This window comes from Paenibacillus profundus, assembly GCF_021369635.1.
Classification (GTDB): domain Bacteria; phylum Bacillota; class Bacilli; order Paenibacillales; family Paenibacillaceae; genus Paenibacillus_B; species Paenibacillus_B profundus.
Genome location: NZ_JAJNBZ010000032.1, coordinates 52,773 through 65,553, shown reverse-complemented (window position 1 = coordinate 65,553; position 12,781 = coordinate 52,773). Strand labels below are relative to the sequence as shown.

Here is a 12,781-nt window from a genome sequence, read left to right as displayed (position 1 = left end):
CAAAAAAATGAAGAATGGTCTCTTTCAGGACTAAGGGACTTTTTCAGTGGCCTCCTGGAAAGCAGGGGGGATTTTTGTAGCCTAAATTTGATCAGTCATAGTTGTAATAGGCGTTGGCAAAGCCATTACCAGCTAGTTCATGATTTCCGACTTTGTATATTACAACCTGATAATCGCCCAGAAGAACTCGCGTCCAACCAATGGTCTTATTTTCGCTAGTATATGAACCGTTTACAGGAACTGGGTCTGTCTCATTTCCTGTGTTTTTGTTTCTAAGAGTGTACTTCATTTGAGGATCATAGATAGATGAGAGGACCATTGTGTTAATGTGATGTATATATCAGTCTTCTTGGTCGTATTTACAGATTCCTTAGATGTTCTACTATTATCTGATCCTAATCCTGTAAATTGATAGTAAATGTCGGGGCCTAGAACAACGAAGTCATCATTTTTCGTCACTTCACTGAGATTTACGTTTGCAACGGGATTACCAGGGGCTTTTGGCGTAACTTTCCCCTGAATGATTGGTGTAGGTACGTAGAAGTCGTCAGAATGGAAATTGGACACTTGTTGAGCAGAAGCAACGGAAGAATTTACACCCGTAAAGGACAAGAATGGTGATACGCTGAGTGTAGCTGCGAGTGTATAACGTTCTTGTATTCACGACGCGTACCTGCCTTAGACAGCTTCTGTCTTTGGAGACTCGTGTGTCGTTAGTAACTACATCGGACGACCAAGTGCCGTCAGTCCCGCAGCGTGAATAACTATTTTATAGGGAGGGTTATTGAGTTACCCATTTTTCTATTACCTTTTTCAATTTATTGATTTGTTCGTTCTGTCAGGTAAAAATAAAGTTTAGACTGAGTTGCTTGATCTGCTATAGTTTTGAGAAGAAAAATCGTCAGACCATACAAGATGAGTGTTAAACTACTCTATTCTAAAACACCGAAGGAATGAGACTTGAAAAATAATATCTTATTCCTTCGTTAATTTAACTTCCATTGCAAGCTTCTTGAACCCTTACAAAGATCTATAATGCAAAAGGAGCAATTATTGAATCTGGATGAAATCTCTTGAACGAACCGTCTTCGTTAAACAGATAAGTAATCACTTTCCCTGGGCCAAAATAAAGATTATCATAGGCTATCCCCCATGGTTTCAAATAATATTCTAAAAATCTACAATAATCCTCATCGATCCATGTATCAAAAATAGGCTTAGTTGTAAGACCTTGAATCGGTAAACTAATTACAGATGTTAGATTTGTGTCTTCCTGTTCAGTAAATATGTATTTCGGTACTCTATTCATTAAGCTTGCCCCATACACTATTTTAGCCATAATTTCATTGAGTTGAGCAGAGTGAAGCTTCTCACCTGTAAATTTATTAAAATAGTCTTTATGAAATTCCTTGTGAATGCCGTTATCTTGCAAAAAAACAAATATTGCAACACCATTCAATTTAATATGAAATGTCAGTGTGGCAATTCCATCAATATAATTAAAACTTCTATTGTCTTCATATTCATAGGTTTCAAGTATAAATATTGACCACGGAACTCCGTCTGAAAAATCAAAAGGAGTTCTAACTGATTGTAAAAATTTATGAACCACTCTAAAATGTTCAAGCATTTCAGGGGTCATAATTGTTCCTAATGATGGGTTTCTTCGATCAGCCACAAGAGAAAGTTCTTTATACAGTAAGCCATAAAAGAGTTTCGATACCCATTGAAAGATATACATTTCGTCTAGTTCTTTAAAAGATTCAAAACCATTTTCTAAAGCTCTTTCTATTTTCTTTTCGAGTTCACTTAAATAAATACCGTTACATTTTTTACAACAGGGAATTGTTAGTTGTCTATATGGAATCTCGGTTCCATTTAGTAAATGAATTTTTTGGTTCCATAAGTGATATTTATTTTGTAGCCATTTAGGAAACACGTGCTCAACACTGGTATTATCCGTGAGTATTTGACCACATAAAAAACATTCATCTGAGGAAAACTTCATGTTTTCAAATGGATTATAGCTATTATTATTTGTTGTCAATGGTTTTCTCCCTTTCTTATTTTGCAAGTTCAGATAACGTTTATATATACGATTCCGAGAAACACGCCGGGTCACTCCGCACTTAGCCTCGCAGAGTTGTTCGCTAAGTCTGTTTCTTTGCTTTCCACTTCTTGCGCACCAAGGGCGAAGCCCTCAGTGTAGATAGGGTATTAGGCGAAGTTGCGAAGTTCCTTGGCATCTATGTTAACCCTACAATGAATCTTGACTTCTATAGATTGTCATATATCTTCAATGAAATTTTATCCACATCATAGTCTCTTCTTAGATATTTGCAATTAATAATTTCTTCAATGAAATGGTATGTCACTTCAATTTTTGATTCACTGACTGTTATTGACTTTATACTTTCATTTATTAGTCTACAGACTAAATCATTACTGTAACCAATGAAATGATAAAGAAACTCCTCATGCGGAAGTCTAGATAGCATTTCTTTGTCAAAACTGGCTTTTCCAATAATTTTATAATGTTGTGTCGACATAAACGATTTAAATTCCAACACTTCTTCAGGTGACATATCAATGAGATACTCATATAAAAAGTCAGATCTATTGGTGTTAAATATGTTTTCCTTATTACGTACATACTCAAAGTAATCTGATCTTATCCATTCAACAAATAAACAAATGTTTTTAGACATATCCCAAAGAACATATGAGAAAAAATCTCCCCAATTAATACTTAATAGTTCACTTTTATTAATTACTTTCTCAATTAAACAAAAACTCACAAGCGGATTCTCCCAAATGGGGGGGCGACTATATGTTGTGGGTTTGAAAAAAAAACTGATAGGTACTTCAAAATATTTCGATGCCCGTAATATATGTTCAAGTGAAGGATAAGCTATTCCATTAAAGTAATCATTAATTCGTTCTTCTTCAAAACCTATCCATTTTCCTACTTCAAGTCTGTTGTATTTAAGTTGATCACTACACAATTGGGTTATTTTATCTCCAAAACTAGACGCAGTGAATTCAAATGCACCCTTTAGATAATCATCAAACTGTTTGAATTCTAGATAACTAGAGTTCCTGTTTTTCTCTATAAACTGTAACTCTGATTCAGAAAACTTGTATGTTGCATTTGTCTGAATTCGTCTTACGAGTTCATTTAATTGCTCCCCATTTACCCGAATACTTCTTGTTCCCCGTCGTGTATATATAATATCTTGCTCTACTATAATTCCTTTTTCTGATGAGTAAGACTTTGGTGAAACACAAATTTTTTTAGCTTGAAATATTTCTATCAAGCCTAATTTTTTATTACTATCAATCTTGTCGTTAAAGTACAAAATCTTGAAGTCAATTGAGTAACTTAGTGCTGACTCTATTTTTTGTGCAAGTTCAGCCTCATCAATTTCTTCACTTACTCCAACTAACTCATGAGTCTCATCTTTAACTCCCAGTAATAAATACCCACCTCCGCTATTGGAAAATGCAAGTATATCCTTTAAAAACTCATAAAATCTCACTTTTTTTGATATTGATAATTCTTCTTTGAAATCCCAGAAATTGTCCTCTCGACCTTCATCAAGTATCTCATAAAATTTATCTTTAGTTAGCATAAAGTTAAGACCTCTCTTTTCATGGAATTTCACCTACGTCTTTGAATTCACGACGTCTCAGTACTTTAAGGTTCCGCCAGGAACCTGCTGCCGCTTGCGGCAGTTAGACGGTGGGATGTGTCCGGTGAATTAGCGCCTCCGAAATGCCCCTTCCGGATCAAAGGTCGAGCTTGTCTCGGCCCACCTCGTTAAATGCGATGTTATATGATGGAGTCGCCTTCCTCGAAATGCTTGCATTATTCTTTATCACCTGTATTTATTACTCCCTTCTCTCCTTTCTTAGCCCAGTTCTCCCAATATGGTATTCTTGAGATTAAGAAATCTTTACGTTCCTTTGAAATATACAAATTACGCTCAATAGCTTCTTCCCTACCGGAAATTAATGCGTGCCAACCTGCCAATGAAGGACCTAGCGTATATGTTGGAGATACAGAAATGGCTTTGTATGAATTGTCTTCGATACGAACACACATTAAATTTCTAACTCCATAATCTGGTGACAAACTATCATATGTCATTAAGAATTCGTCTTCTCTAGCCATATATCTCCTCTTCTCACTCAAAAAAGGCTTTCTATCAAACTCTGACCTTCTTCCATAAATCAATAGAAATAGCGGTCTAATAGATTTACCCCATAGAAAATCTGATGGAATTTGGAAGTACTCTAAAAACAAACTCACATGTGTTGGTTTAGCAAACCATTGCTTCCATTCAGCTAATTGATTATGTGCTTGAGTAAATTCATCAGTTTGCTTTCCATTGTCTAGAAACCACTGTTTGTAAGGAGCTTCAATTTCAATAAAAACAGGATAAAGTGTCCCACTATCATTAGCAATCCACATAAAGTCAGGAATTCTCTTGAATAATCCATTTAATTGAGGTTGAGCAACAACTGCCCCAGGATATGGATAATGGCCTGACCTACCAATCAACCCAAAAGCCCCAGGTAATAGACAAAAATTATCTTCCAAAAATCTTTGATATACTTTTTCGCTTTTTTGTTTTTCCTCATTATTTAATAGGAGTTCCCACTCATTCATTAACTTATTAGTGTAATCATCCCAGGAAATTGGGTCTGGTGAAGTAATTATTTCATATGTTTTCCTAAATGGCATCTCTGATTCTCTCCTTTAATTTATTGCGACTCTTTCATATAACGTTCTTGTATCTACGAATCCTCACCGCCTTAAGGGCCAACGGGCCTGTCGCAATGCGGTTAGGTGGTGCAGGTGTCTGCTGAATCTGCTTCCTCGAAATTCCTTTTACAGACCAAGGCCTTTAGACCGTAATGTAGATTACGATGTTAGCTGATGTCATGTTCCTTCTTCGAGCTACCTATTCAAGATCTTTCAAGTTGCTTTAAATAATAAATGATCCCAGCTCGATCAACATTTGAAAATTGTAATGGGTTGCTATTGATTAATTCTGATAGCTCCTTTATGGTTATCCATTTAATATCTGTCGTTTCATCCCCGCTCTTTACTATCTCTCCTTCAGCTTTACATCTAAAATAGTATCCTACTGAATCAATTGGCCCTCTTAATGTTTGATATGCTCCAAAGGGTTTAATACATTCAACTTCAAATTCTGGATCTATTCCACTTGTATCAATTCTTGTGTCTTCTCCCTCAATTTCTGTTACTTCCAGTCCGGTCTCTTCCCTTACTTCTCTTCTCAATGCTTGTGTTAATGATTCATGTGGTTCAATTCGTCCTCCGGGTAATTCAATCTTTAATGGTTCGTTGGGTTTATTTCTTGTCTGAATTACAATTTGTCTTTCATTATTAAAATCTCTTTCAATTATCGCTCTGGAGTTAACAAATAACATATAATCAGTCCCATCCAACAATTTATTTTTCAAAAAAAGAAAGAGAGGATTTCTTCTCTCCTGCCTTGCTTAGAAAGATAACCATCCATTCGTTCGATAATCATGGGGTACAGGTCTATAAAATTCTTCGTTGTAATAATTGTTCTTAAACTTCATTCTTAATCTTATTAAATTGGTTCAATTTTACAAAAAATTCACGTTTTTTGTAACCATGAATTAGATTCACTGGTCAAATCAGTATTTGCTCAAGAAGGACGGAATCTTTCTCCGAAAGCCTTTGCCTTGCTTCTTCGACCAGTTTAGAAGTTTTTCTGTTAAGCTGACGAACGGCAATCCATCAATCACATTGTCGATACCCTATCAAGACTTCCGAACATTCGGAAGTCTTCTTTTTTACGATAATTCCACACAACCCTCCTCTTACATCAATTATCACAATTCAGTAAACCATTTTCAATATTTCCGGATATTTAGTAAATTATTTTCTAAGAGCGTTTACAAAATAATTTTTATTTGTTAGCCTAAAGGCAGCAGAGGAATGAATCTTACGAGTAAAGGAGCGAAGAGTACATGAATCTATATGACGTAGTTGTAATGGGCGGCGGCATCGCCGGGGCTATGGCCGCCATCGCCGCATCCAAGACCGGGGCGAAGACGCTTATTGTCGAGTCTCATGGTTTTCTTGGCGGCACACTGACCGCTAACGGCGTCGGCCCAATGATGACTTTCCATGCCGGCGAGAAGCAGGTCATTCAGGGCTTCACCGGGGAACTGATCGAGCGGCTGAAGCGGTTGGGCAAATCCCCGGGGCATATTTTCGACACGGTCGGATTTACATATTCGGTTACCCCGTTTGACGCCGAAGCGATGAAGCATGAGCTGGAGCTAATGGTCACGGAAGCGGGCGGTGATATTTTGTACCATACGATGCTGGCAGGCGTTTATACGGAAAATGGCCGCATCACGGGCATACAGGTCTGCAATAAATCTGGGCTCAGCGACATCCATGCCTCCGTCTTCATCGACGCAACGGGTGATGGCGACCTCTCGGCCCTTGCTGGAGTCGTATACACCAAAGGACGCGAATCCGACGGAGCAACGCAGCCGATGACCCTGAAAATGAAAATGTACAACGTCGATATCCCAAGGGTCAAGGAATATATTCACAGTCATCCGGAAGACTTCCCGCTGTATAACGGGGATACCTCCATTATTGAGAAGTCCCCACGTCTTTCGGTCGGCGGCTTCGACAGCCTGTTCAGACAAGCCAAGGAGCGGGGCGAAATCTCCATTCCGCGTGAAAATATTTTGTTCTTTGAGACCAATAACCCGGGCGAGGTCATCCTCAATACAACGCGGATTATCGGCTATGACGCCACCGACGCGCACAGTCTCAGCCAGGCTGAAATGGAAGGCCGCAAGCAGTGCCGTGAGTTGGAGCTGTTTGTCCGCAAATACATACCGGGATTCGAGCATGCGGTTGTCGAGTCCACCGGACCAAGCATCGGCGTTCGCGGCTCGCGCCAAATCAAAGGCATCTATACGCTGACGGCCGAGGATATTTTGCAGCAGCGCCTGTTCGACGATACGATTGCCCATTCCGGCTATCCGATCGACATCCATAGCCCGGACGGCGAGGGCACCAAGCATCAGAAACTGGAATGGGGCGGCGTATACAGCATTCCTTATTCCTGCATGATTACCGCCACCGTACATAACCTGATCGTCATCGGCCGCTGCATCTCGGCAACCTTTGAAGCACAAGCGGCGATGAGAACCACTCCGACGACCGGAGCCATCGGTCATGGCGGCGGGATTGCCGCTGCTCTCGCAGCGTTAGAGAGCACGAACGTACAAGAAATTGACATCAAGAAAGTGCAGACGATTCTCAAAGAGCAAGGGGCATATCTGGAAATGTAGTTCAACTTCTATCACCCATTTGGAGAGGGGAAATTCAGATGACAACTGCAATGTGGTTCCAAGCAATCGGTATTCTGCTCGTATTTCTGGTGTTTGTAGGGCTGATGATGACGCGCAAGCTGCCAAGCATTCTGGCGCTGCCCTGCATGGCGATTCTGTTCGCCATTATCGCAGGGGTGCCGCTGCTATCAAGTAATCCAGAGACAGCAACAATCGCCAAGACGATTCTGGCCGGAGGCTCAATGAAACTATCTGGCGCCATCGCCGGACTCATCTTCGGTGCCTGGTTCGGCCAGATTCTGAACAAAGTCGGCATCACCAAATCCATTATTCGCAAGGCGGCCGAGTTGGCCGGAGATAAACCTGTACTTATAGCTATTCTATTTTTCATTACCGCATCCATTATTTTTTCTGCGGCAGGAGGACTGGGCATGGTCATCCTCGTCGGTACGATCGTCATTCCGATTATGCTGACGGCAAGCATTTCACAATTCGTCGCTTCCATCGTTGTTCTACTGGCCGTTGGCGTCGGATCCCTGTTCAACGTTTCCAACTGGGCTGTATATGTCGATGTGCTCGGTCTTTCCGTCGACCAAATCGCCAACTACACGTTGGTTGTTGCTTCCCCACTGATCGTCATTGCCCTGGCCATGATCGTGTTCTATATCCGGAAAGATGGTAAAGGCCGCAAAGCTTGGGCAATGCCAGCGGCAACACCTGGCGGCGGTGACAAAAAGGTGCCTGCAATTGCCCTGATTAGCCCGCTCGTACCGGTACTGCTCGTCTTTATCTTCAAAATCGATATCGTTCCGGCCGTTATTGCCGGTGCGCTCGTCACGATCCTGCTCACCTGGCCGAAGCGTCCGATCCATATCCTCTCCAGTGCGCTGGTAGAAGGAATTCAAGACGTCGCTGGCGCGATGGGACTCATGATCGGTATCGGCATCCTGCTCAGCTCTGTTATGTCTCCGCAGGTATCGGCGGTCATCTCGCCGCTGATCGAGTCCGTGCTGCCGAATACCCCACTGATGTTTATCCTGTTCTTCACGATTCTGTCGCCGCTGGCCATCTACCGCGGACCGCTGAACGTATGGGGCCTTGGCAGCGGCATCGCCGCCCTGTTCGTATCCGCAGGTATGACTCCGGTAGCTGCAATGCTTGCCCTGCGCGCTGTCAGCAACGTGCAATCCGTCTCCGACCCTACGAACTCGCATAACGTATGGGTAGCTGACTTCACGAAGAGCGACATTAACGAGATTCTGAAGAAGACACTGCCATGGACAATGGTATCCGTCTTGATCGCCGTCATCATTGGATCGTTTATGGTATTTTAAGCTTTAAAATTAATTACCCTTTATAGATAAAACCGGGACAAGGGCCCTGCGAAGAACCTTCACAGGGTTCGAGCAGAAGGTCCTTGTCCCGCCAACTGGAGGAGAACATTATGGGGATAACGAAAGTTAGGGTCGGCATTGACGTCGGCGGTACGTTTACCGATGCGGCACTGATCGACAATGAAACATTCGAAGTCATTGAGAAAATGAAAATCCCAACCACCCACCATGACCCGGACGGCGTGGCCAAAGGGATTGTACAAATACTGAAGCGAATTCTGGACAGCAGAGGTATCCAGCCTGAAGACGTTACCTTCATCGCCCACGGAACAACGCAGGCTACCAACGCCCTGCTCGAAGGAGACGTGGCGCGTATCGGCATCATCGGTATGGGCTCGGGCATCGATGGGCTCAGCGCCCGCTCCGAATCCAATCCGGGCGATATCGAGCTGGCTCCGGGCAAATTCCTGCACACTTTTCATACGTATCTGGATTCCAAGAGCATGACGGATGAGCAGATCAACAGTGCCATCGACGAGTTGGCCGCCCAGGGCGCCGAGGTGATCGTCGCCTCCGAAGCATACAGCGTGGATGATCCAACCAATGAGCTACGCGTCGTTGATCTTGCCAACCGCAAGGGGCTGTACGCCACAGGCGGACATGAGATCAGCCAGCTCTACGGACTGAAGACACGGACACGAACAGCCGTCATTAACGCCTCCCTCATTCCGAAAATGATGGAGACCGCCAATATGACCGAGAAGTCCGTCAAGGATGCCAACATCCAGTCCCAACTCATGATTATGCGCTGCGATGGCGGTGTCATGAGCATTGACGAGGTACGCAAGCGCCCGATTCTGACGATGCTATCCGGTCTTGCCGCAGGCGTTGCCGGGGCGTTGATGTACGAGAAGATTTCCGACGGTATCTTCTTCGAGGTCGGCGGAACCAGTGTCGACATCTCCGTGATCAAGAACGGCAAGGTGATGATCAAGAATGCCGAGGTCGGCGGCCACCGCACCTACCTGCAATCCTTGGATGTGCGCACGCTCGGCATCGCCGGCGGCAGCATGATCAAGGTGGCAGGTGGAAGAATTACCGATGTCGGGCCACGCAGCGCACATATCGCCGGTAAAGAGTACGAAGCCTTCACCCCGACAGAGAACATCGTCGATCCGAAGGTGAAATTCATCAGCCCCCGCGAGGGCGACCCTGCCGAATACGTCATCTGCGAATGCGCCGGAGGCAAAGAATTCTCGTATACACTAGCCGGAGCGGCCAACATTCTGAATTATGTTCCCGAGGGCGATTATGCGAGAGGAAACAAGGAAGCGGCGCTGAAATCCTGGAAGGCGCTAGCCGATCATGTTGGACTAAGCGTAGAGGAAGCCGCTAGACAGGTTATGAATATCGCCATCGATAAGACGATGAAGACTGTCAACGAGATGATCGAGGACTATGAGCTCGATCGCCGCTTCGTCACGCTGGTTGGCGGCGGTGGCAGCGGTACGGTGCTCATCCCGGCAATGGCGGATCGCGAAGGCCTCAAGTCTCAAATCGCCAACAATGCGCCTTATGTCTCCACGATCGGCGTAGCACTGGCCATGGTCAAAGAACAGCTAGAGCGGATGGTCGTCAATCCGACCGAAGAGGACATCAAGCGCATCCGCGCCGACATCATCGAGCGTATCGTACAGTCTGGCGCTTCCGAGGAGACGGTCGAAGTCAGCATCGAGATCGACAGCCAGAAGAATATTCTCCGCGCCATGGCGACTGGCTCCACCGAGCTGCGCTCCAAGGATCTGGCACAGGAAGCAATGTCGGTAGAAGATATGAGGGCCGTTGCTGCCAGCTCCATCGACCAGCCGCTAGAATCGACGACACTCGCCGCGCAGACCGGGCGCTGGAGCCTATTCGTCAGCGAGAATGTGAAGAAATCTTTTTTTGGCCTGTTAAAAAAGAAATCCAGCTCTGTCAGCGTTCTCGACCGCGAAGGCGTCGTCCGCTTCAAGAAAAGCAATGTGCACTATACGAAACTGAGTAAATCCGCGCCGGAAGCGCTAAGCTCATTTTTGGACGATAACACCATTTATTCCGATGCCAATGCCACGATTCCGAAGGTGTTCGTCTTTTATAAGGAGAAGATGCTGGACTTAACCGGCATGCAGACCAAAGAGCAGCTGCTGTCCATCCTTGAAATTGAAACCGAGATGCTCGCAGCAGAGGATGAAATGCTGGTTGTGGCTTATCAGTAATCGGAAACCGACTTGTATTTCTAACGAAACTGCAGAGCGTTATTTGGGATAAAAAACAGGCTTATAGTCACTCATTTTGCTCACTAAGGATACCTGAATTAGCAAGGAGGCGTTCGAATGCCGATTCACACCCTTTTACCGAACTCACTGTCCGGTCTGTCCGATGAGGTCTTAGGCTGTATGGAGCTGCGCCAGGATCCATTGTTTCATAAAATACCGCCAGAGAAAATTCCGTATTACGTTCATAAGTCGCTTCAGGCCGGACGCTTGGCGGCTGCGACATACAAAGGCCTCGGCATTCGCGACATGTGCAGGGACGCCGGACTTCGTTATGAGATCACGGAGTCCTCTGGCCAATTTCATAACGTCTCCTTCCGCGCACAGATCGAATTCTCTAAGACAACACCGGAAATTATTCTGTACGCCTCCTCGCTCAAGGGAATGCGGACGGTATGCCAAGAAATCCTAGGGGAAAGGTTCAGCGGCTACGCAGCGGAACTCGACCTTCTAGTCGATATTCATCTGGCTCATGAGTTCTATCACTGGCTGGAGTACCGGGAGCAGATTTTTACGAATGAAAAGCTTGAGCGGATTGAGGTTTTCAAGCTTGGGCCATATTCGAGAAAATCAAGCGTAGTGCAGTGCTGTGAGATCGCTGCGCATGCCTTCTGCAAAGAGCTGCTGGGACTTCCCTGCCTCCCCAACTTGCTGGACTATGTCTATTTGATCGGGGAGCAACAGCTTTCGACTGGAGATTTTAAGGAGCAGATCGAAACTTGTAAATTATGGATATGACACACTCTCAATACCTCACTCAGTATGATATAATGGGGAAGGCTATTGCCAGACACGCCGGAGTAGTCATTTCCAGCGTTAGATCAGGAGGAGGTATCATGTCTTCACAAGTTCCGGCCGTCATCGCCAAAATCGTATCCCAATCGCAGAAATTAACATATGGCGAAAATCAGATCGCCAATTTCGTCATACACAATCCGGATTTTATTACGCGCAACACGATTACGGCCATTGCCAATGAAATCGGCGTATCGGAGACAAGTATTAACCGCTTCTGTAAAAAGGTCGGGTTCAAGGGCTTCAACGATTTCAAAATCGCCTTCGCCCAAGACGCCTTCTATCGGGATATGCAGGCCAAGAAAAAAGAAAGACGAGAAATCAATCCGATCGATGCGCTTGCGCTCGATTATAATGAACTGATTGTCAATACATCAGCGCTTGTCACCGAGGAACAGCTCCGCCAAGTGGTAGACATTCTGAAGGGAGCCCGGCGCATCTATATTATCGGCATGTTCGATTCTTATCTGGCTGCTATCGCCTTGAAGAATCGCTTGTCCATTATCGGCATCATGGCCGAAGCGATCAATGACAGCCGCGCCATGAAAATCGCCGCTGCACAGTGCAGCAAAGAGGACGCTGTTGTGGCATTCTCCCGCTCCGGCTCGACGAAGGAAATCGTGGAGACGGTAGCGATCGCGCATGTTCACCAGGTCAAGACGATTACGATCACCTGTTACGATTCGTCACCCATTACGGAGAATGCGGACGTGAACATCATCGTGCCGGATAAGATATCGGTCAATAACAGCGCGCTGATGTCCAACCACATCACGTTCCTGTTCGTCGTCGATTTGATCATGAGCATCTTCATTTCGTCGGACAAGGCTTACCTGAAGAAGAAGCTTGACAGTGAGGCCGTTCTGGCCAGCGATCAGGCGATGACCAACTATTATTTATGAAAATAACAAAGTTCCTAAAGCGTTCTTTCCAACAAGGAAGGGGCGCTTTTTTCATGGC

The 12,781-nt window shown here is 44.7% G+C and carries 9 protein-coding genes; 5 read left to right on the top strand and 4 right to left on the bottom strand.

Going from position 1 to position 12,781, the window contains the following annotated elements:
• Nucleotides 1–1,030 precede the first annotated feature (1,030 nt).
• From LQV63_RS25585 to LQV63_RS25570, 4 genes are all read right to left on the bottom strand, one after another.
• Complete coding sequence (locus tag LQV63_RS25585; protein WP_233698779.1) at nucleotides 1,031–2,047, bottom strand: hypothetical protein; 1,017 nt, start codon at nucleotides 2,045–2,047, stop codon at nucleotides 1,031–1,033.
• 229 nt (nucleotides 2,048–2,276) lie between these two features.
• Nucleotides 2,277–3,632 carry an ATP-binding protein gene (locus tag LQV63_RS25580; protein ID WP_233698778.1) on the bottom strand — a complete coding sequence of 452 codons (1,356 nt, stop codon included), beginning with the start codon at nucleotides 3,630–3,632 and terminating at the stop codon, nucleotides 2,277–2,279.
• 236 nt (nucleotides 3,633–3,868) lie between these two features.
• Complete coding sequence (locus LQV63_RS25575) at nucleotides 3,869–4,747, bottom strand: Shedu anti-phage system protein SduA domain-containing protein (protein ID WP_233698777.1); 879 nt, start codon at nucleotides 4,745–4,747, stop codon at nucleotides 3,869–3,871.
• Nucleotides 4,748–4,971: 224 nt separating this feature from the next.
• Nucleotides 4,972–5,460: an NUDIX hydrolase gene (locus tag LQV63_RS25570; protein WP_233698776.1), complete on the bottom strand. Its 489-nt coding sequence runs from the start codon at nucleotides 5,458–5,460 to the stop codon at nucleotides 4,972–4,974.
• Nucleotides 5,461–6,030: 570 nt separating this feature from the next.
• On the opposite strand from LQV63_RS25570, the gene LQV63_RS25565 reads away from it, so the two are divergent.
• The 5 genes from LQV63_RS25565 (at nucleotide 6,031) to LQV63_RS25545 (ending at nucleotide 12,723) form a co-directional block, all read left to right on the top strand.
• Nucleotides 6,031–7,380 carry an FAD-dependent oxidoreductase gene (locus tag LQV63_RS25565; RefSeq protein WP_233698775.1) on the top strand — a complete coding sequence of 450 codons (1,350 nt, stop codon included), beginning with the start codon at nucleotides 6,031–6,033 and terminating at the stop codon, nucleotides 7,378–7,380.
• Nucleotides 7,381–7,418: 38 nt separating this feature from the next.
• Nucleotides 7,419–8,714 (top strand): citrate transporter, encoded by a 1,296-nt coding sequence (locus LQV63_RS25560; RefSeq protein ID WP_233698774.1) that lies wholly within the window; start codon nucleotides 7,419–7,421, stop codon nucleotides 8,712–8,714.
• Nucleotides 8,715–8,824: 110 nt separating this feature from the next.
• Complete coding sequence (locus LQV63_RS25555) at nucleotides 8,825–10,969, top strand: hydantoinase/oxoprolinase family protein (RefSeq protein ID WP_233698773.1); 2,145 nt, start codon at nucleotides 8,825–8,827, stop codon at nucleotides 10,967–10,969.
• Nucleotides 10,970–11,086: 117 nt separating this feature from the next.
• Complete coding sequence (locus tag LQV63_RS25550; protein ID WP_233698772.1) at nucleotides 11,087–11,764, top strand: hypothetical protein; 678 nt, start codon at nucleotides 11,087–11,089, stop codon at nucleotides 11,762–11,764.
• Nucleotides 11,765–11,862: 98 nt separating this feature from the next.
• A complete protein-coding gene (locus LQV63_RS25545) occupies nucleotides 11,863–12,723 on the top strand; it encodes a MurR/RpiR family transcriptional regulator (protein ID WP_233698771.1) in 861 nt (286 codons plus the stop codon).
• Nucleotides 12,724–12,781: the final 58 nt, after the last annotated feature.

Excerpts from the sequence above, each read along its gene's own strand:
- LQV63_RS25580 (WP_233698778.1), bottom strand. The coding sequence starts at position 3,632 with ATGCTAACTAAAGATAAATTTTATGAGATACTTGATGAAGGTCGAGAG.
- LQV63_RS25555 (WP_233698773.1), top strand. The coding sequence starts at position 8,825 with ATGGGGATAACGAAAGTTAGGGTCGGCATTGACGTCGGCGGTACGTTT.
- LQV63_RS25550 (WP_233698772.1), top strand. The coding sequence starts at position 11,087 with ATGCCGATTCACACCCTTTTACCGAACTCACTGTCCGGTCTGTCCGAT.
- LQV63_RS25575 (WP_233698777.1), bottom strand. The coding sequence starts at position 4,747 with ATGCCATTTAGGAAAACATATGAAATAATTACTTCACCAGACCCAATT.
- LQV63_RS25545 (WP_233698771.1), top strand. The coding sequence starts at position 11,863 with ATGTCTTCACAAGTTCCGGCCGTCATCGCCAAAATCGTATCCCAATCG.
- LQV63_RS25565 (WP_233698775.1), top strand. The coding sequence starts at position 6,031 with ATGAATCTATATGACGTAGTTGTAATGGGCGGCGGCATCGCCGGGGCT.
- LQV63_RS25570 (WP_233698776.1), bottom strand. The coding sequence starts at position 5,460 with ATGTTATTTGTTAACTCCAGAGCGATAATTGAAAGAGATTTTAATAAT.
- LQV63_RS25560 (WP_233698774.1), top strand. The coding sequence starts at position 7,419 with ATGACAACTGCAATGTGGTTCCAAGCAATCGGTATTCTGCTCGTATTT.